This is a genomic window from Vulcanimicrobium alpinum (genome assembly GCF_027923555.1).
Taxonomy (GTDB): domain Bacteria; phylum Vulcanimicrobiota; class Vulcanimicrobiia; order Vulcanimicrobiales; family Vulcanimicrobiaceae; genus Vulcanimicrobium; species Vulcanimicrobium alpinum.
The window spans coordinates 3,325,339-3,343,534 of sequence record NZ_AP025523.1 but is presented as its reverse complement, the minus strand read 5'-3'; the positions used below and the strand labels follow the sequence as shown (position 1 = coordinate 3,343,534).

Annotated in this window: 17 protein-coding genes; 9 read left to right on the top strand and 8 right to left on the bottom strand. The window is 69.7% G+C overall.

Annotated features, from left to right (window positions below):
* Positions 1 to 131: 131 nt before the first annotated feature.
* Genes WPS_RS17125 through WPS_RS17095 form a run of 7 tightly spaced genes read right to left on the bottom strand, consistent with a single transcriptional unit; the run spans position 132 to position 7,655 of the window.
* Complete coding sequence (locus WPS_RS17125) at positions 132 to 533, bottom strand: RidA family protein (RefSeq protein WP_317995669.1); 402 nt, start codon at positions 531 to 533, stop codon at positions 132 to 134.
* A complete protein-coding gene (locus WPS_RS17120; protein ID WP_317995668.1) occupies positions 530 to 2,143 on the bottom strand; it encodes a benzoate-CoA ligase family protein in 1,614 nt (537 codons plus the stop codon). Before WPS_RS17120 ends, WPS_RS17125 begins: the two co-directional genes overlap by 4 nt.
* Complete coding sequence (locus tag WPS_RS17115) at positions 2,140 to 3,300, bottom strand: acyl-CoA dehydrogenase family protein (protein ID WP_317995667.1); 1,161 nt, start codon at positions 3,298 to 3,300, stop codon at positions 2,140 to 2,142. The genes WPS_RS17120 and WPS_RS17115 overlap by 4 nt, the downstream gene beginning before the upstream one ends.
* Entirely contained in the window at positions 3,300 to 4,121 is an 822-nt protein-coding gene (locus WPS_RS17110; RefSeq protein WP_317995666.1) for an enoyl-CoA hydratase family protein, read from the bottom strand. The genes WPS_RS17115 and WPS_RS17110 overlap by 1 nt, the downstream gene beginning before the upstream one ends.
* Positions 4,118 to 4,609 carry a MarR family winged helix-turn-helix transcriptional regulator gene (locus tag WPS_RS17105; protein WP_317995665.1) on the bottom strand — a complete coding sequence of 164 codons (492 nt, stop codon included), beginning with the start codon at positions 4,607 to 4,609 and terminating at the stop codon, positions 4,118 to 4,120. The genes WPS_RS17110 and WPS_RS17105 overlap by 4 nt, the downstream gene beginning before the upstream one ends.
* Positions 4,606 to 5,385 carry an SDR family NAD(P)-dependent oxidoreductase gene (locus WPS_RS17100; protein WP_317995664.1) on the bottom strand — a complete coding sequence of 260 codons (780 nt, stop codon included), beginning with the start codon at positions 5,383 to 5,385 and terminating at the stop codon, positions 4,606 to 4,608. The genes WPS_RS17105 and WPS_RS17100 overlap by 4 nt, the downstream gene beginning before the upstream one ends.
* Entirely contained in the window at positions 5,382 to 7,655 is a 2,274-nt protein-coding gene (locus tag WPS_RS17095; protein ID WP_317995663.1) for a bifunctional salicylyl-CoA 5-hydroxylase/oxidoreductase, read from the bottom strand. The genes WPS_RS17100 and WPS_RS17095 overlap by 4 nt, the downstream gene beginning before the upstream one ends.
* Before the next feature lie 88 nt (positions 7,656 to 7,743).
* Between WPS_RS17095 and WPS_RS17090 the strand changes: the two genes are divergently transcribed.
* The 9 genes from WPS_RS17090 (at position 7,744) to WPS_RS17050 (ending at position 17,040) form a co-directional block, all read left to right on the top strand.
* Complete coding sequence (locus tag WPS_RS17090; RefSeq protein WP_317995662.1) at positions 7,744 to 8,919, top strand: ABC transporter substrate-binding protein; 1,176 nt, start codon at positions 7,744 to 7,746, stop codon at positions 8,917 to 8,919.
* A 12-nt stretch (positions 8,920 to 8,931) separates the two neighbouring features.
* A complete protein-coding gene (locus WPS_RS17085; RefSeq protein ID WP_317995661.1) occupies positions 8,932 to 9,846 on the top strand; it encodes a branched-chain amino acid ABC transporter permease in 915 nt (304 codons plus the stop codon).
* Positions 9,839 to 10,780 carry a branched-chain amino acid ABC transporter permease gene (locus tag WPS_RS17080; protein ID WP_405054973.1) on the top strand — a complete coding sequence of 314 codons (942 nt, stop codon included), beginning with the start codon at positions 9,839 to 9,841 and terminating at the stop codon, positions 10,778 to 10,780. The genes WPS_RS17085 and WPS_RS17080 overlap by 8 nt, the downstream gene beginning before the upstream one ends.
* The gene (locus tag WPS_RS17075; protein WP_317995659.1) at positions 10,773 to 11,525 is read left to right on the top strand and encodes an ABC transporter ATP-binding protein; all 753 of its coding nucleotides are present in this window, start codon (positions 10,773 to 10,775) and stop codon (positions 11,523 to 11,525) included. The genes WPS_RS17080 and WPS_RS17075 overlap by 8 nt, the downstream gene beginning before the upstream one ends.
* Positions 11,522 to 12,232: an ABC transporter ATP-binding protein gene (locus tag WPS_RS17070; protein WP_317995658.1), complete on the top strand. Its 711-nt coding sequence runs from the start codon at positions 11,522 to 11,524 to the stop codon at positions 12,230 to 12,232. The genes WPS_RS17075 and WPS_RS17070 overlap by 4 nt, the downstream gene beginning before the upstream one ends.
* A 200-nt stretch (positions 12,233 to 12,432) precedes the next feature.
* Positions 12,433 to 14,094, top strand: coding sequence for an NADPH-dependent assimilatory sulfite reductase hemoprotein subunit (locus tag WPS_RS17065; RefSeq protein ID WP_317995657.1), 1,662 nt, complete (start codon positions 12,433 to 12,435; stop codon positions 14,092 to 14,094).
* Positions 14,091 to 14,933 (top strand): phosphate/phosphite/phosphonate ABC transporter substrate-binding protein, encoded by an 843-nt coding sequence (gene phnD, locus WPS_RS17060; protein ID WP_317995656.1) that lies wholly within the window; start codon positions 14,091 to 14,093, stop codon positions 14,931 to 14,933. The genes WPS_RS17065 and phnD overlap by 4 nt, the downstream gene beginning before the upstream one ends.
* The gene (locus tag WPS_RS17055; protein WP_317995655.1) at positions 14,933 to 15,634 is read left to right on the top strand and encodes a phosphonate ABC transporter ATP-binding protein; all 702 of its coding nucleotides are present in this window, start codon (positions 14,933 to 14,935) and stop codon (positions 15,632 to 15,634) included. The genes phnD and WPS_RS17055 overlap by 1 nt, the downstream gene beginning before the upstream one ends.
* Positions 15,631 to 17,040, top strand: a complete 1,410-nt coding sequence (locus WPS_RS17050) for an ABC transporter permease subunit (protein WP_317995654.1) — start codon at positions 15,631 to 15,633, stop codon at positions 17,038 to 17,040. Before WPS_RS17055 ends, WPS_RS17050 begins: the two co-directional genes overlap by 4 nt.
* Before the next feature lie 32 nt (positions 17,041 to 17,072).
* On the opposite strand, the gene WPS_RS17045 is transcribed toward WPS_RS17050, so the two are convergent.
* Positions 17,073 to 18,107: a class I fructose-bisphosphate aldolase gene (locus WPS_RS17045; protein WP_317997573.1), complete on the bottom strand. Its 1,035-nt coding sequence runs from the start codon at positions 18,105 to 18,107 to the stop codon at positions 17,073 to 17,075.
* Positions 18,108 to 18,196: the final 89 nt, after the last annotated feature.

Genomic DNA, 18,196 nt, shown 5'->3' with positions numbered 1-18,196 from the left:
TGCATGCCTTCACAAAAGCGACGACATCGTCACGCTGAGCTTGTCGAAGCGTCGCCACGATCGTATACGCAGGGATCTCCGTTCGTGCCGGTGCGCGGCTGCGCTTCGACAAGCTCAGCGTGACGAGGCGCTCAGCGTGACGACTTGGGCAGGACGGCAGTCGCTTCGATTTCGACGCGGGCGGCGTCTTCGATCAAACCTGCGACCTCGACGACGGACATTGCCGGGAAGTGGCGTCCCATGACGTCACGGTAGGCTTCGCCGATCGCGTGCTGCGCGTCGAGATATTCGGCTTTGTCGACGATGTACCAGGTGAGGCGTGCGATGTTGTCCGCGGAGCCGCCCGCTTCCGCGACGACCGCCACGACGTTGCGCAACGCCTGCCGGACTTGCGCCGCGATGTTGCCGCCGGCGAAACGGCCGGTTTCGTTCCAGCCGATCTGGCCGCTCACGAAGATTAGGGTCCCTTCGGCGCGCACGCCTGCGGCGTACCCTTTCGGGCGCGGCCAGCCCGGCGGCTGCAGCAGCGTCATACGTTGACCTCGTTCGAGCGCAGGCGGTAGCGCTGGAGTTTGCCGGTCTGCGTCCGCGGGAGTTCGCGCACGAACTCGATCGCGCGCGGATACTTGTACGGCGCGATGCGTGCTTTCACGAACTCCTGCAGTTCGGTGACGAGCGCGGCGTCGCCGTCGCCGTCGCGCAGGACGACGAACGCCTTTACGATCGTCCCGCGCTGGGGGTCGGGTGCGCCGACGACCGCGCACTCGGCGACGCGATCGTGCTCCAGCAGCGCACCTTCCACTTCCGGTCCGGCGATGTTGTAGCCCGACGCGATGATCATGTCGTCGGTGCGCGCCTGATACCAGAAGTAGCCGTCGTCGTCCATCAGGTACGCGTCGCCGGTGAGGTTCCAGCCGTGCTGAACGTAGTCGCGCTGGCGCGGGTCGGCGAGATAGCGGCATCCTGTGGGGCCTTTCACCGCCAGCCGTCCGACGGTGTTGGGCGGGAGCGGTGCGCCGTCGTCGTCGAGGATGCAGGCGACATAGCCGGGGACGGGCGTGCCGGTCGCGCCGGGACGAATTGCGTCCCCGCTCGATGCGATGAAAATGTGCAGCAGCTCCGTCGAGCCGATCCCGTCGATGATGCGCACGCCGGTCGCGCCTTCCCACAGGGTGCGCGTCGCGACCGGGAGTGTCTCGCCCGCGGAGACGCACGCGCGCAGCGACGTGAGCCGGTGCGCCCCGGCGAGCGGTGCCATCGCGCGGTACGACGTCGGGGCGCTGAAGCAGATCGTCGCGCCGTACGCATCGATCGCGGCGAGCAGCGTCTCGGGGGTGAGCCGCTCGAGCAGCACCGTCGACGCCCCCGCCCGCAGCGGAAAGAGCAGCGCACCGCCCAGGCCGTAGGTGAACGCGAGCGGCGGCGTCCCGATGAACACGTCGCGGGGCTCGGGCGCGAACGACGACGGCGGAAACGTGTCGCAGACGGCGAGCACGTCACGATGGAAATGCATCGTTCCCTTCGGCTTGCCCGTCGTCCCCGACGTAAACGCGATCATGCAGACATCGTCGCTCGCGGTCGCGACGTTTGCGAACGTCGCGGGACGCCGTACCATGCGCGCGGCCAGCGCATCGCCGGCAGCGTCGTGCGTCCACAGGATCGTGTGCAGCGACGGGCATGACGGCAACGCCGCCCGCAGATCCTCCGCGAGCCGCCGGTCGCACAGCGCGACGCCGATCTCGGCGGCGGTGATCACCGCGGTGAGTTCTTTCGCGCGCAGCATCGGGATCGTGGTGACGGCGATCGCTCCGGCCTTCACCACGCCCAGCCAGCACGCCGCCGTCACGTCGTTGTTGAACCCGCGCAGCAGGACGCGATTCCCAGGGATGACGCCGAGATCGTCCCGCAGGACGTGCGCGATCCGGTTCGCTTCGTCGAGCAGTTGCGCGTAGGTGAGGGTTCGTTCCGCCGCCACGATCGCGGGCCGCTCGCCGAACCCTCGGGCGACCATCGCGTCGAGCAGTTCGGCCGCGGCGTTGAGCGTCGCGGGATACTGCAGCTCCGGCAGGGTGAACAGAAACTCCGGCCATTCCTCGCGCGGCGGGAGATGGTCGCGCGCGAACGTATCGACGTGCGCGCTCATCCCAGTGTTTCCCGGGCGATGATCAGTTGCTGCACTTCGCTTGTCCCCTCGTAGATACGCAGCGCGCGGATCTCGCGATACAGCCGCTCGACGACATGCCCGCGGGTCACCCCGAGCGCACCGTGAATCTGCACGGCGCGGTCGACGATCCGTTGCGCCGTCTCGGTCGCGTTCCACTTCGCCATCGCCGCCTCGCGCGTCGTGCGCGCGCCCTGCACGTCGCGCACCCAAGCGGCGCGGTACGTCAGCAGCGCGCTCGCGTCGATCCCGGTCGCCATCTCCGCGATCGACGCTTGGGTGAGCTGAAACTCCGCGAGCCGCTTGCCGAACAGCACGCGTTCTGCGGCGCGCGCGAGCGATTCGTCGAGCGCGCGGCGCGCCATCCCGAGCGCCGCGGCCGCGACACTGGCGCGGAAGATGTCGAGCGAACGCATCGCAATCGCGAAGCCGTCGCCGCCTTCACCCAGCCGGTGCGACGCGGGGATGCGGCAATTCTCGAAGGCGAGCGTCGCCAGCGGGTGTGCCGCGACGAGCTCGATGCGCTCCGCGATGCGCGATCCCGGCGTCTCGGCGTCGACGACGAACGCACTGATCCCGCGGCTCCCCGGCGCCTCGCCCGTGCGCGCGAAGACGATGGAGAAGTCGGCGATCCCGCCGTTGGAGATCCAGGTCTTCGTGCCGTCGAGAACCCAGTCGGAGCCGTCGCGGCGCGCGGTCGTCGCGAGCGCGGCGGCATCGGAGCCGGCCTCCGGTTCGGAGAGGGCGAACGCCGCGATCGCCGCGCCTTCGCACACGCGCGGGAGATAGCGGCGCTGCAGCGCCTCGTCACCTGCGAGCAAGATCGGCGCGCTGCCCAGCCCCTGCATCGCGAACGCGAAATCGGCGAGCGCATCGTGACGCGCGAGCGTCTCGCGGATCAGACAGACCGCGCGAGAGTCGACCTCGGCGAGCGCGCCGCCGAATGCCGCCGGGACCGCGTAGCGCAGCCAGCCGCCCGCGCCGAGCGAGGCGACCAGCGCGCGGCACGCTGCGTCGACGTTCCCGTCATCGTGCGCGCCGTTTCCCAGCGCCGTCGTCGCCCATGCTTCGAGGTCGCGCGCGAGCGCGCGGTGACGATCGTCGAAGAACGGCCAGTCGAGGAACGACGTGTCCGGCATCAGTCGCCCTCGAACGCCGGCGCGCGCTTCGCCGCGAACGCTTCGTACGCGCGGCGAAAGTCGCCGGTCTGCATGCAGATCGCCTGGGCCTGCGCCTCGGCGTCGATCGCCTCGTCTAGTCCCATCGCCCACTCGGCGTGCAGCATCGCCTTGGTCATCGCGTGTCCGAAGGTCGGACCATCCGCGAGCGTGCGCGCGAACGCCTGCGCTTGCGAGAGCACGTCACCCGTCGCGCACAGCCGGTTGAAGAAGCCCCATGTCAGCGCCTCGTCGCCGTCGATCGCGCGGCCGCTGAACAGGAGTTCCGCCGCGCGCCCGTGGCCGATCACACGCGGCAGGAGGCTGCACGCGCCCATGTCGGCGCCGGCGAGCCCGACGCGCGTGAACAGGAACGCGATTCGCGCCGCGGCGGTGCCGAACCGCAGATCCGATGCCAGCGCGAGCATCGCGCCGGCGCCCGCGCACACGCCGTCGACCGCCGCGACGATCGGCTGCGGGCAGGCGCGCATCGCCTTGACGACATCGCCGGTCATGCGGGTGAACGCCAGCAGTTCGGGCATCGTCATCCGCGTGAGCGGCCCGATGATCTCGTGCACGTCGCCGCCCGAACAGAAGTTGCCGCCCGCGCCGGTGAGCACGACCGCATCGACGTCGCCGGCATAGGCGAGCCCGCGGAACAGGTCGCGCAATTCGGCGTACGACGCGAACGTCAGCGGGTTCTTGCGTTCGGGGCGGTTGAGCGTGAGCGTCGCGACGCCGGCGTCGCACGACCAGGCGAAGTGTTCGGCCCGATACTCGGCATACGCTGCGGTGCGGTTCATTCGGCGTCGCCCTCGACGGTGTTGAGATGGCGTTTGAGCTTCGCGAGCAGCGCGAAGAGCTGCGCGCGCTCCGGCTCGCGCAGCCCGGCGAACATCGCGACGATCCAGCGTTCGTGGCGCCGGGCCATCTCGGCGAAGGCGCGCCGGCCGGCCGCGGTCAGCCGTACGATCGATGCGCGCCGGTCGCCCGCCGGCGTCGTGCGCGCGATCAGCCCTTCGGCGGCGAGCTGATCGGCGATGCGCGTGATGTTGCCGCCGGTCACCATCATCCGCTGCGAGATCTCGGTCATCCGCAGGCCGTGCGGCGCGCGCTCGAGCTGCGAGAGAAAGTCGAACCGCGGGAGCGTGGTGTCGAACGACGCGCGCAGATTCCCCGCGACGCGGCCTTCGATCGTGTTGGTGCAGGCGAGCATGCGCAGCCACAGCCGGATCGAAAGATGGTCCGCGTCGGTCGCGCGCGACTCGGTGTCGAGCAGGTCCTCGATCATCGGGCGACCTCGCCGCCGTCGACCACGATCGCCTGACCGTTGATCGCTGCCGACTCCGCGCGGCAGAGCCACGCTACTACGCTCGCGACCTCGGCGGGACGGACGAAGCGCCCAAGCGGATTGCGCGCCAGCAGCGCCTGCGCGGCCTGTTCTTCGGTGCGTCCCGTCGTGCGTTCGATGCGGTCGAGCGTGCGATCGAGCATCGAAGTCTCGGTGAAGCCGGGACACACCGCGTTCACCGTCACGCCCTTCTTGCCGAACTCGGCGGCGAGCGCGCGGGTGAGGCCGACGACGCCGTGTTTCGCTGCCGCGTATGCGGCGATGTACGGGCCGCCGACGAGTCCGGCGGTGCTCGCGATGTTCACCACCCGGCCGTTCTGCGCCGCCGCCATCGCCGGGATCGCCGCGCGCGCGCAGACGTAACTGCCGGTGAGGTTCACGCGCAGGATCTCGTCCCACGTCTCGCGGTCGAGCGCGGCCAGCGGCTTGGAGATCGACGCGCCGGCGTTGTTGACCAGGATCGCGAGTTCCCCGTGACGTTCGCGCGCCGCGGCGAACGCGGTCGCCACGGCGGGCTCGTCGGCGACGTCGGCGAGCACGACCAGCGCTTCGGCGCTCGCGGGGAGCGTCGCTGCGTGCGCCTCAAGCGCATCGCGATGACGGCCCAGCAGCGTGATCCGCGCGCCGTTGGCGGCGAGCGCGGTGGCGATCGCGGCGCCGATTCCGGTCCCCGCGCCGGTGACGAGCGCGTGCAGCCCGGCCAGCGGTGCGTTCACTGCGTCACCTCCGCGAGCGCGGCGGTCCGTCGCAGCGTGCGCAGCAGCTGTTCGCGCCCCGGAAGATACGGATTCGGCCAACGCTGCTCGTCGTAGCCGAGCTGCGCCGCGGCGTGCAGTGTGAAGTACGGGTCGGCGAGGTGCGGACGCGCCAGCGCAACCAAATCGGCGCGGCCCGACGCGATGATCCCGTTCACCATGTCGGCGTCGGTGATGTTGCCGACCGCCATCGTCGCGATCCCGAGCTCGTTGCGGATCGCGTCGGAGAACGGCGTTTGGAACATGCGGCCGTAGACCGGCCGCGCCGCCCGCGACGTCTGCCCGGCGGAGACGTCGATCAGGTCGGCGCCGGCGTCGTGGAACGCGCGTGCGACGACGAGCGCGTCGTCGGGCGTGATCCCGCCCGGCACCCAGTCCGTCGCCGAAATCCGCACCGACATCGGGAGATGCGCGGGCCACACCGCGCGCAGCGCCGCGAAGACCTCGAGCGGATAGCGCAGACAGTTCTCGAGCGTGCCGCCGTACGCATCGGTGCGCTGGTTCGTCAGCGGGGTGATGAAGCTCGAGAGCAAGTAGCCGTGCGCGCAGTGCAGTTCGAGCAGATCGAAGCCGCACGCCGCGCCCATCTCCGCGGCGCGCACGAACTGCGCTTTGACGCGATCCATGTCGTCCCGCGTCATCGCGCGCGGGATCTGATTGCGCTCGCCGAACGCGATCGGGGACGGTCCGAGCAGCGGCCAGTTGCCGTCGCGGAGCGGTTCGTCGGGCTCCTCCCAGCCGCGCTGGGTCGAGCCTTTCGGTCCGGCATGCCCGAGCTGCAGCGCGATCTTCGCGTCGGTGTACGCGTGCACGAAATCGACGATCCGCGTCCATCCCGCCACGTGCTCGGCACGGTACATTCCGGCGCAGCCCGGAGAAATGCGCGCGTCCGGCGCGACGCAGGTCATCTCGGTGAACACGAGTCCCGCGCCGCCCTGCGCGCGCGCGCCGAGGTGGACGAGGTAGAAGTCGTTGGGCGTCCCGTCGACGCACGAGTACATCGCCATCGGCGAGACGACGACGCGGTTGCGCAGTTCGAGCGCGCGCAGGCGAAGCGGCGTGAACATCGGCGGCACGGGCCTCTCGGCGCCGGCGCTCCGCGCGAGCCACGCTTCGAGCGAGTCGACGTACGCGCGGTCGCGCAGCCGGAGATTGTCGTGCCCGAGCCGCTGGCTGCGGGTCAGCAGGCTGTAGGCGAACTGTTCGGGTTCGAGGCTCGCGTAGCGCGCGACGTTCTCGAACCACTCGGTCGAGTTGCGGGCCGCGTTTTGCAGGCGCAGGACCTCGATGCGACGCTCCGCCTCGTATTCGGCGAAGGCGCGCTCGCGTTCGGGATTGCGGTCGAGCGCGCGCGCCAGCCCGATCGCGTCTTCGAGCGCGAGCTTCGTTCCGGATCCGATCGAGAAGTGCGCGGTGTGCGCGGCGTCGCCGATCAGCACGCGGTTGCCGTCGTACCAGCGGGCGTTGTCGACCAGCACGAACCCGATCCAGGGGTTGGCGAGATGTCGTGCGTTGCTCATCAGGCCGTGGCCGCCGAGATACGGCGCGAAGAGACGCTCGCAGAACGCCAGCGACTCGTCGACGCTCGCGGCGTCGAGCCCGGCCGCCCGCCACGTCTCCTCGCGGCACTCGACGATCACCGTCCCGGTGTCGGCGTCGAACTGGTACGCGTGCACCTGGAACCAGCCGTGTTCGGTGCGTTCGAAGGCGAAGGTGAAGGCGTCGAAGCGCTGGTGCGTGCCCAGCCAGATGTAGCGGTTGCGGCCGTGCTGGAGCGTCGTCCCGAACGTTTGCGCGTGCGCGCGCCGGATCGCGCTGTTGGCGCCGTCGGCGATCACCGCGACGTCGGCGCCCGCCTTGTCGGCCTCCGTCGCCTCCGTCTCGAAGCGCAGGTCGACGCCGAGCTCGCGCGCGCGCTCTTGCAGGATCTGCAGCAGTTTCTTGCGCGCGATCCCCGCGAAGCCCTGACCGCCGGCGCGGATGGTGCGCCCGCGGTAATGGATGTCGATGTCGTCCCAATGGACGAACTCGGCGACGATCCGCTCGTAGGTGATCGGATCGGCCGCGGCGATATTTCCCAGCGTCTGATCCGAGAACACGACGCCCCAGCCGAACGTGTCGTTCGGGCGATTGCGTTCGAAGACGGTGATCGCGGCGCCGGGTCGCGCGGTCTTCATCACGATCGAGAAGAACAGCCCCGCCGGTCCACCGCCGATGCAGACGATCCGCACGACACTCTCCAGGGCAAGCAATGCTTGCGGTTTCAACAATTTACGTTTAAACTTCAATCCTGTCAACCCGCCCGTAGGGAGGATCCCGATGCACAAGATTGCTCGCGCGTCATTGGCCGCGCTGTTGGTGCTTTTGCTGGGCGGGGGCGCGGCACGAGCCGCGGAGCCGGTGAAGATCGGGATGATCACCACGCTCTCCACCGCCGGCGGGTATCTCGGCGAAGACGTCCGTGACGGCTTTCAGCTCGCGATCGACGAGGAGCACGGAAAGCTCGGCGGCGTTCCGGTGCAGTTGCTGGTCGAAGACGACGGACTCAAACCCGCGAGCGGCAAGCAGATCGCTGACAAATACCGCCTCCAGGACAAAGTGCAGATCTTCACCGGGATCATCTACTCGAACGTCGCGCTCGCCGTCGTTCCGTCGCTGGTCGAAGACGGCGCGTTCTACCTGAGCCCCAACGCCGGTCCGTCGCAGCTCGCCGGAAAGGGCTGCAACAAGAACTACTTCGTCGTGTCGTGGCAGAACGACACGCCGCACGAGGCGACGGGCGCGTACGCCGACTACCTGCACATTCCGAAGATGGTCGTCGTGGCGCCGAACTATCCCGCCGGGAAAGATGCGATCGCCGGCTTCAAGCGCTTCTACCACGGCGAGATCGCCGGCGAGTACTACACGGCGCTCGATCAGACCGACTACTCCGCCGAGATCGCGAAGATCCGCGACGCGAAAGCCGACGGGATCTTCTATTTCCTCCCCGGCGGCCTGGGGATCAACTTCATCAAGCAGTTCACGCAAGCGGGTCTGCGCAAGTCGATGAAGGTCGTGCTCCCGGAGTTTTCGCTGGAAAGCCACGTCGTCTCGGCGATCGGCGACGACGCGCTGGGGCTCTACGGCACGGGCCACTGGCTGGCCGACCTGCCGTACCCGGCCAACGTCGCGTTCGTGAAGGCGTACACCGCGAAGTACCATCGCGATCCGACGCCGTACGCGAGCCAGGGCTACGACACGGCGAAGCTGCTGGCCGGCGCCCTGCGCGCGGTCGGCGGCGACGTCTCCAAAGCCGACGCGTTCCGCGACGCGCTGCGCAAGGCCGACTTCAAATCGACCCGCGGAGCGTTCAAATTCGGGCCGAACCAGCACCCGATCCAGGACTGGTACAGCGCGCGCGTCGTCCGCGGCAAGAACGGGAAGCTCGTCATCCGCGGGTTCGGGAAGATTCTCCGCGACACCGGCGACGTCTACGCGTCGCAGTGCAAACTCTAGGGAAACGGCGGGATGACGCTCGCGCTGGAGCAGGTCCTCAACGGCCTGCAGTTCGGCGTGATGATCTTTCTGCTCGCGGCGGGGCTGACGCTCGTGTTCGGGATCATGCGCGTCATCAATCTCGCGCACGGTTCGATCTACATGCTCGGCGCGTACGTCGCGGCCGCGAGCGAAGCGCGCGGGCTCCCGTTCGCGGCCGCGGTCGTCGCGGGCGCGCTCGGCGCGGCGCTCGCCGGACTCGTCGTCGAGGTGGTGGTGATCCGGCGCCTGTACGGGCGCGATCACCTCGATCAGGTGCTTGCGACGTTCGCGCTGATCCTCATCGCCAACGACGGCGTCTCGATCGTCTGGGGGAAAACGCCGCTCTTGATGTCGACGCCGCCGGCGCTCGGCGGTTCGCTCGCGCTCGGCCCGCTGACGTATCCGTCGTACCGGCTGGTGCTGATCGGCGCGGGGATCGCGGTTGCCGTCGGCCTTTACCTGATCGTTCAGCGAACGCGCCTGGGGATGCTGATGCGCGCCGGAGCGACCGATCGCGAGATCCTCGGCGCGCTCGGCGCCGACGTTGCGCGGATCAGCACGACGGTGTTCGTCCTCGGTGCTCTGCTCGCCGGGCTCGCGGGCGCGCTGCTGGGCCCGATCCTCGCGGTGCAGATCGGGATGGGCGAACAGATTCTGATCCTGACGTTCGTGGCGATCGTCCTCGGCGGGCTCGGCTCGATCCGCGGCGCGTTCGTCGGCGCGCTGCTGGTCGGCCTCGTCGACACGCTGGGACGCGCGTATCTCCCGTCGGTCTTTCACGCGGTCGCCGGTCCCGACGTCGCGGACTCGCTCGGCAACGGTCTCGCGGCGGTCGCGATCTACGTGCTGATGGCGATCGTGCTGATCTGGAAGCCGCGAGGTCTGTTCCCTGTCGGCTCTGGTTAGCACGCCGCGCCGGCGCATCGTCCTTGCGCTGACGCTGCTCGCGCTCGTTGCGGTCCTGCCGCTCTCCGCGCTCGCCGGCCAGCCGTTCTGGGTGAACGCCGCGACGCGGATCGTCATCTACGCGATCGCGGCGCTCGGTCTCGATCTGATCCTCGGCTACGGCGGGATGGTCAGCTTCGGGCACGCCGCGTACTTCGCGCTGGGCGGCTACACGGTCGCGATCCTCGCTGCGAACGGCGTCGATGCGGCGCTGATCTCGTGGCCCGCCGCGATCCTCGTCGCCGCCGCGTTCGCCGCCGCCGTCGGCGCGCTCTCGCTGCGCACCAGCGGGATCTTTTTCATCATGATCACCCTGGCGTTCGCGCAGATGATCTACTACGCGACGATCGCGGTGAAGGCGTTCGGCGGCGCCGACGGGATGTCGCTCGCCGCGCGCAGCGTCGTGCCGGGGATCGATCTGCGCGATCCGCGCGTCCTCTACGCGGTGACGCTCGTGATGCTGTTCGGGGCGCTTGCGCTCGCCGGCGTACTGATCGATTCGCGATTCGGCGTCGCCCTGCGCGCGTGCCGCGGCAACGAGCGGCGCGTGCGCGCGCTCGGGTTCTCCGTGTTCCGCACGAAGCTGGCGGCGTTCGCGATCGCGGGTGCGATCGCGGGGCTCGCTGGTGCGCTGTGGGCCGAGTACGCGCGGTTCGTCAGCCCCGACATGGGATCGTGGACGCGTTCGGGCGAGTTTCTGATCGTCGCGATTCTGGGCGGCACGGGAACACTCGCCGGCGCGATCTTCGGCTCGACGGTGCTGCTCGAACTCGAATCGCTGCTGGCCGGCGTCACTGAACATTGGATGATCGCGCTCGGCGCGATCCTGCTGGTCGTGGTGCTCTTCGCGAAGCGTGGGCTCTACGGCTGGCTCGCGGGCTCGTCCGATGGCTGAGCCGATGCTCGCGATCCACGGCCTGCGCAAGGCATTCGGCGCGCTCGTCGTCACCGACGATGTGGACCTGCACGTCGACGGCGGCGTGCTGCACGCGGTGATCGGTCCCAACGGCGCCGGGAAGACGACCCTGCTCGCGCAGATCGCCGGCGAGGTGCACCCCGACGCCGGTACGATCGCGCTGCGCGGGCGCGACGTCACGTCGGCGACCGTCGACGCTCGAGCCCGGCTCGGCATCGCGCGCACGTTTCAGGTCCCGCAGCTCGTCGACGACTTCACCGTCGAGGAGCATGCGATGTTCGCCGCCGCCGCGCGCCCGGGCTTGCGCCGCGGGGTCGCGTTCGCAGCCTTCCGCGATGCGCGCCTGCGCGAAACCGCGCAGACCGCCCTCGCCGGCGCCGGTTTCGACGGCTCGGCCGTGCGCCGCGTCGCGTCGCTCTCGCACGGCGAACGCAAGCAGCTCGAGATCGCGCTCGCGCTGGTCACCGCGCCGTCGCTGCTGCTGCTGGACGAACCGCTCGCCGGGCTCGGACGTACGGAGAGCCGCACGACGATCGCCCTGCTGCAGCAGGTGAAAGCGGACCTTGGAATCCCGATCGTGCTGGTCGAGCACGACATGGACGCCGTCGCACAGCTCGCCGACGTCGTCACCGTCCTCGTCGGCGGGCACGTGATCGCAAGCGGCGCGTTCGATGCGATCCGTTCCGATCCGCGCGTGCGTGCCGCGTATCTGGGTGACACGTGAGCGCGTTCGTCGACGTCGATGCGGTCGACGCGGGATACGGCCGCACGCGCGTGATCGAAGGGCTCTCGCTGCAGGTCGGCGAGGGTGAAGGCGTTGCGCTCGTCGGCCGCAACGGGATGGGCAAGACGACGACGATCCGCACGATCCTCGGCTTGTGCCGCGCGACGCGCGGCACGGTGCGCGTCGCAGGGCGCGACGTCACGCGCGCCGCGCCGCACCGCATCGCGCGGCTCGGCGTCGGGCTCGTCCCTGAAGGCAGGCGGATCTTCGCGGAACTCACCGTGCGCGAGAATCTGCTCGCGACCGCCGCGAACTACGGCGTCCTCGCGCATCCGTGGAATCTGGCCGACGTGACGACGCTGTTTCCGCGGCTCGGCGATCGCATGCGCCAGCTCGGCAGCCGGCTCTCGGGCGGCGAACAGCAGATGCTCGCGATCGCGCGCGCGCTGCTGCTCGGTCCGCGTCTGCTCGTCCTCGACGAGGCAACCGAGGGGCTCGCGCCGGTGGTGCGCGAGGAGATTTGGGCGGCGCTGCGCGGTTTGCGCGCGCGGGGGCTCGCGGTGCTCGTCGTCGACAAATATCTGCACGCACTCGCCGGCGTCGCGCCGCGCGCCATCGTGATCGAGAAAGGTCGCGTCGCATGGACCGGCGCGACGCTCGCGCTTGCCGACGACCCCGCACTGCACGATCGCTATCTCGGCGTGTGACGCACCGCCGGGTTGACGCTTCGCCTGCGGTCGTGGTATCGTCCGGCCCACATGCTTCTCTGCTGCTGTCTCCTGATGGCCTGTCCCGCGAGCGTCGCTCGGCGGTCGGCTTCATCGTGAGATAACGGCACGGTCCGCAAGTCTCCGAGAGCCTCCGCCGACCGGCGGGGCTCTTTTCTTTTTCCGGGAGCACCCTTCTCGTGAGCAAGGTCAACGTCGAAGCGCTCAAGGCGCAGAGCCGCGGCTTGCGCGGCAGCATCGCGCCGGAGCTCGACGATCCCGCCTCCGCGCGCGTCAGCGACGAATCCGCCGCGCTGCTGAAGTTTCACGGCACGTACCAGCAAGAGGATCGCGACGAGCGCAAAGCCGCGCGCGACGGGGGCGCTGAGAAACCGTGGTCGTTCATGGTGCGCGTGAAAGCGACCGGCGGCCGCGTGCCGGCACCGCTGTGGAGCGCGGTCGACGACCTCGCCGAACGGCACGGCAACGGGACGATCCGCGTGACCACTCGCCAAGGTCTGCAGCTACACGGCGTGCGCAAACCCGACCTCAAGCCGGTCATCGCCGACATCGTCGCAAACCTCGGCTCGACGCTCGCGACGTGCGGCGACGTCGTGCGCAACGTCGTCGCGCCGGCCTGGCCGTACGCGCATCCCGCCTACGCCGCCGCGCGCGACGCGGCGGCGGCGATCTCTGCGGAGTTCGCGCCGCGCACCGGCGCATATCTCGAGATCTGGCAGGACGGCCAAGCCGTGCACGAGGCGGGCGGCGAGGACGAGCCGATCTACGGCGCAACGTACCTGCCGCGCAAGTTCAAGATCGCCGTCACCGTCCCCGGCGACAACAGCGTCGACCTGTACACCAACGACGTCGGCGTCGTTCCGGTCTTCGCCGACGACGGTACGCTCGTCGCGTACAACCTCGCCGCCGGCGGCGGCCTCGGGATGACGCACGGCAAGACGACGACGTTTCCGCGGCTCGCCGATCATCTCGGATTGGTGGCGCCGGAGCGTCTGCTCGACGCGGTGCGCGCGATCGTCGTCGTGCAGCGCGACTACGGCGACCGCACCGATCGCAAGCACGCACGGCTCAAGTATCTCATCGCCGATCGCGGGCTGGGCTGGTTTCGCTCCGAGGTCGAGCGCGAAGCGGGGTTCGCGCTGCAGCCGTGGCGCGAACTCCCCGCGTGGGACGATCCGGCGAAGTTCGGCTGGCACGCGCAAGGCGAGGGCGGCTGGTTTCTCGGCCTGTACGTCGCGAGCGGACGGATCAAAGACGAGGGTGAACGCCGGTTGAAGTCGGCGCTGCGCGCGATCGCCGATCGCGGCTACGATTTGGTCGCGACGCCCGGACAGCAAGTGCTCGTCGTCGACGTCCCGGCCGGCGAGCGCGAGACGATCGACGCGCTGCTGCAGGAGCACGGCGTCGAGCCGCCGCTCTCGGTGCCGGCGCTGCGCACCCGAGCGCTGGCATGCCCGGCGCTGCCGACCTGCGGCCTCGCCCTGGCCGAGTCGGAGCGGGCGCTCCCCGCGATCCTCGCCGCAATCGAAGCGGAACTCGCGGCGGCGGGACTTCCGGGCGAGACGATCGCGATCCGCATGACCGGCTGCCCCAACGGCTGCACCCGGCCGTACATGGCGGAGATCGGGATCGTCGGCCAGAGCGCCGATCGCTACCAGCTCTATCTCGGGGGGAGCCCGGCCTCGACGCGCTTGGCGAAACCCTGGCGAGAGAAAGTGCGATCGTGGGAGATCGCGCCGCTTCTGGCACCCCTGTTCGTCGCGTTCCGCAACGATCGCCGTGTGGGCGAATCGTTCGGGGACTGGGCGGCGCGCGACGTTCTCGCTGAGGTAGTTTTGTGACCGCATCTCGCCGTTCGTTCCTCTCCGCCGGCGGCGCCGCAGCGCTCACGGTCGCGCTCGGGCGCCGCGCCATGGCGGCCGAAGACCTGCGCATCGGATTCATCCCCGAAGTCGCGACGACGCCGGAGTCGATCGCGGCGAAACAGCCGTGGGTCGACTACCTGCAGCAGCGGCTCAAACGCAACGTCAAGCTGATCATCCCCACGAACTACGCGGCGACCGTCGAAGCGCTCGGGAACGGCTCGCTCGACGTCGCCAACTTCGGCGCGCTCACCTATCTCAAAGCGCAGGCGCGCTACGGCGCCAAGCCGCTCGTGCAGCGCAACGAGGACCGGCACTTCCACTCGCTGTTCATCACCGGCGATCCGAAGATCGCGACGCTCAAGGATCTCAAGGGCAAGACGTTCGCGTTCGGCGACGTCAACTCGACCTCGGGCCACTTGATCCCCGCGCAGGAGCTGATCGCGGCCGGCATCGATCCCGACAAAGATCTCACCGCGCGCTTCTCCGGAAACCACACCAACACCGCGATCGCCGTGGCGTCCGGGCAGGTCGCCGCCGGAGCGCTCGACGAGACCGTCTACCGCAAGCTCGTCGACGACAAGACGATCGATCCCGCCAAGGCGCGCGTGTTCGTCACCAGCCACGAGTTCATCGACTACGTGTGGGCGGCGCGCAAAGACCTCGACGCGGCGACCGTCGACGCGGTGACGCGCGCATTCCTCGACCTGAAAGATCCCAAAGTGCTCGCGGTCGTGCGAGCGACCGGCTTCGTCGCCGCCAACGACAAGGAATACGACGCCGACCGCGTCGTCGCGAAGCGCCTCGGCCTGTTGTAGTGCTCTCCTACGAGAACGTGCGCCACGCGTTCGGCGAGCGCGTCGTCCTCGACGGCTGCACATTCTCGGTACGCGCGGGCGAATGCGTCGCGCTCCTCGGGCAGAGCGGTGCGGGGAAGACGACGCTCTTCCGGCTCGCGTACGGCGCCTTCGATCCCGATGAAGGGACGGTTCGCGTCGGGGGCGTCGATCTGCGCGGCGTGCACGGTGCGGCACTGCGGCAGGTGCGCGCGCGGATCGGCGTCGTGTTTCAGGCGCACGAGCTCATCGACGAGCTCTCGGTCGAGGCGAACGTGCTCGCCGGAACGTTCGGGCGGCGCACGACGCTCGGCGCGATACGTTCGGTGTTGCGTCCGAGCGCGCTCGAGCGCCGGCTCGCGCACGATGCGCTCGCACGGGTCGGTCTCGGCGACCGGGTGCGCGAACGCGCTTATCACCTCTCCGGAGGCCAGCGCCAGCGCATCGCCGTCGCGCGCGCGATCGCGGCGCGCGCCGAACTCGTCCTTGCTGACGAGCCGGCAGCATCGCTCGATCCGTCGCTCGCGCGCGAGATCGTCGACCTGCTGACGGCCGACGCGCGCGAGCGCGGCGCCGCCCTGGTGTGCACGCTGCACCAGCCCGAACTCGCACGCAGCTTCGACCGCGTCATCACGCTCGAAGCCGGGCGAATCGTCCGCGACGCGGTGGCGGGGGCCGCGTGAGCGCCGCCGCGTTCGCGTACGTGCGCGATGCGGTGCTGCAGACGATCGGGATCACCTGCGTCTCGTTTCTGGTCGCGTTGCTCGCGGGCTTGCCGCTCGGCATTTTGATCGCGCGCGAGGACCGGCTTGCGCGCGGGCTTTCCGCGTTCGTCGCGGTGGTGCGCGCGATCCCGGAACTCGTGCTGGCGATCGTGGCGGTCGTCGCGGTGGGATTGGGACCGCTCGCCGGGATCGTCGCGCTCGGCGCGCACTATGCGGCGGTGGTCGCGAAGCTGACCGCCGAATTGCTGCACTCGGTGCGCCGGGAACCGGCGGAAGCGCTGCGCGCGACCGGCGCGACGTCGGCGGCGGCGTATTTGGTGGCGCTGGTTCCTCCGGCTTGGCCGGGTCTGGTCGGCTTCGGCGCCTACGCGTTCGAGAGCATCGTACGCGCCGCGGTGATCGTCGGCGTCGTCGGCGCGGGCGGCCTCGGCTCCGATCTCATCCAGGCGCTCAACTTAGCGGATTACCGGACGTTTTCGCTGCTCTTGCTCGCGCTGGTCGGACTCGTCGTCGGCGTCGATGCGCTCTCGACGCGGCTGCGCGCCGGCGTCTCGCCGCGAGCGATCGTGCCCGCGTTCGCCGCAATCGTCGCGGTTGCGGCGGTTTCGCTGATGTACGGCGACGCGTTCCAATGGAACGTGGTCGCCGGCGCGCCCGCGCATCTCGCCGCGTTCGCCGCCGGTGCGCTGCCGCCGGATCTCTCGGGCGGAGTGCTCGTGCGGGCGGCGAACGGCGTGCTCGTGAGCATCGGCGTCGCGCTGGCCGGCACCGCGCTCGGCGTCCTCCTGGCGATGCCGTTCGCGCTGGCGAGCGCGACGCCGGTCGCACGCGGCTGGATGCGCGGGACCGGCTGGCGCCCGTGGTCGTGGCTCCCGGAGATCCCCGCCCGCGGCACGCTCGCCGTTGCGCGCGCGACGCCGCCGATCGCGCTGGGCCTGATCGGATTGACCTTCGTCGGCTTAGGCCCGAAAGCGGGGATCTTCGCGCTCGCGATCCACACCGCCGGAGTCCTCGGAAAGCTGCTCGCCGAAAGTTTGGAGGTCGCCGAGCGCGGTCCGGCGATCGCGCTGGCGGCGACCGGTGCAACCGCCGCAAGCGCGATCGGCGTCGCGCTGATCCCCAGCGCGCTGCCGGCGATGCTGACGCACGCGCTGTACCGTTTCGAGTGGAACGTCCGCGCGTCGACGGTGCTCGGCATGATCGGCGCCGGCGGTTTGGGGCAAGCAATCTTCGAGTCGCAGCAGCTGATGTTCTACCGTCCGCTGCTCACCTACGTGCTGGTGGCGATCGTGCTGGTTCTTGCCGTGGACACCCTCGGCGCGCGCGCCCGCACCGTGTTGAGACTCTCGACGCTGACGCGCTGAAACGCCGCTCCGTTCGAGGAACGGCGCGCGCATCAGGAAACCGCCGACAGCGACTGCTCGAAGCTCGCGTCGTAACGGCCTTCGGCGGCGCGTGCGTTGCAGAGCGCCCGGCGCACGAGGATCTCTTGCGCGGCCGCGACATTCTCGGGGCGGCCGCGCCAGCGTTCCAACGCGGGCTGCTGGATCGCGCGGCCGAACGAGAACGTCAGCACCCACGGACGCGGCTCGCCGCCGAGCGCGTTGAAGGCGTTGAGGCGTTCGGTGGCCGCGCGATCGTCTTGACCCCCGGAAAGAAATGCGATCCCGGGCACCGCGGCCGGGACGGTGTCGCGCAGCACGCGCAGATTGGCGGCGACGATTTCGTCCAGCGAGATCGGTCGCGCGGAACTCCCGGGAAGCACCATGTTCGGCTTGAGGATCATCGCCTCGAACACAACGCCCTGCAGCGCGAGTTCGTCGAACACTGCCGCGAGGATGCGGCGGGTGACGTCTTCCGACGTCGCGAGATCGTGGTCGCCCTCGCCGAGCACTTCGGGCTCAACGATGGGAACGATCCCACATTCCTGGCAGAGCGCGGCGTAGCGCGCGAGCGCGTGCGCGTTGGTGCGGATCGCGCGCGGTGACGGCGTACCGGCCGTGATCCGGAAGACCGCGCGCCACTTCGCGAAGGTCGCGCCCATCGCGCGATACGCGTCGAGCCGATCGCGCAATCCGTCGAGACCCTCGGTGATCGTCTCGGCGTCGGTGAACGGCAGACGCTTCGTCCCCGTATCGACCTTGATCCCCGCGTGCATCCCGCGGCTGCGCAGCGCGTCGACGAACGGAACGCCCGCGGCGGTGTGCTGCCGGATCGTCTCGTCGTACAGAATCATCCCGCTGACCGACGCTTCGATCCCCGGCGCGGCGATCAGCAGTTCGCGATAGGCGCGCCGCGCCTCGACGCTCTCGTCGATCTCCAGCTTCGCGAAGCGTGCGTTGCACGTGCCGACGGACTCGTCGATCGCGAGGATCCCGCGCCCCGCGCGGACCAGTGCTCGTGCCGTCTCCGGCAAACCGGCGCTCTGCATGGTAGTAGAGTATGGCAGAGCAGGGGTGGCGCGTCCAATACAAATCCGCTGCGTATCGATAACGCGGCGATTATGCGACCGTTCGCGGC

Excerpts from the sequence above, each read along its gene's own strand:
- WPS_RS17125 (WP_317995669.1), bottom strand. The coding sequence starts at position 533 with ATGACGCTGCTGCAGCCGCCGGGCTGGCCGCGCCCGAAAGGGTACGCC.
- WPS_RS17120 (WP_317995668.1), bottom strand. The coding sequence starts at position 2,143 with ATGAGCGCGCACGTCGATACGTTCGCGCGCGACCATCTCCCGCCGCGC.
- WPS_RS17115 (WP_317995667.1), bottom strand. The coding sequence starts at position 3,300 with ATGCCGGACACGTCGTTCCTCGACTGGCCGTTCTTCGACGATCGTCAC.
- WPS_RS17110 (WP_317995666.1), bottom strand. The coding sequence starts at position 4,121 with ATGAACCGCACCGCAGCGTATGCCGAGTATCGGGCCGAACACTTCGCC.
- WPS_RS17105 (WP_317995665.1), bottom strand. The coding sequence starts at position 4,609 with ATGATCGAGGACCTGCTCGACACCGAGTCGCGCGCGACCGACGCGGAC.
- WPS_RS17090 (WP_317995662.1), top strand. The coding sequence starts at position 7,744 with ATGCACAAGATTGCTCGCGCGTCATTGGCCGCGCTGTTGGTGCTTTTG.
- WPS_RS17085 (WP_317995661.1), top strand. The coding sequence starts at position 8,932 with ATGACGCTCGCGCTGGAGCAGGTCCTCAACGGCCTGCAGTTCGGCGTG.
- WPS_RS17075 (WP_317995659.1), top strand. The coding sequence starts at position 10,773 with ATGGCTGAGCCGATGCTCGCGATCCACGGCCTGCGCAAGGCATTCGGC.
- WPS_RS17045 (WP_317997573.1), bottom strand. The coding sequence starts at position 18,107 with ATGCAGAGCGCCGGTTTGCCGGAGACGGCACGAGCACTGGTCCGCGCG.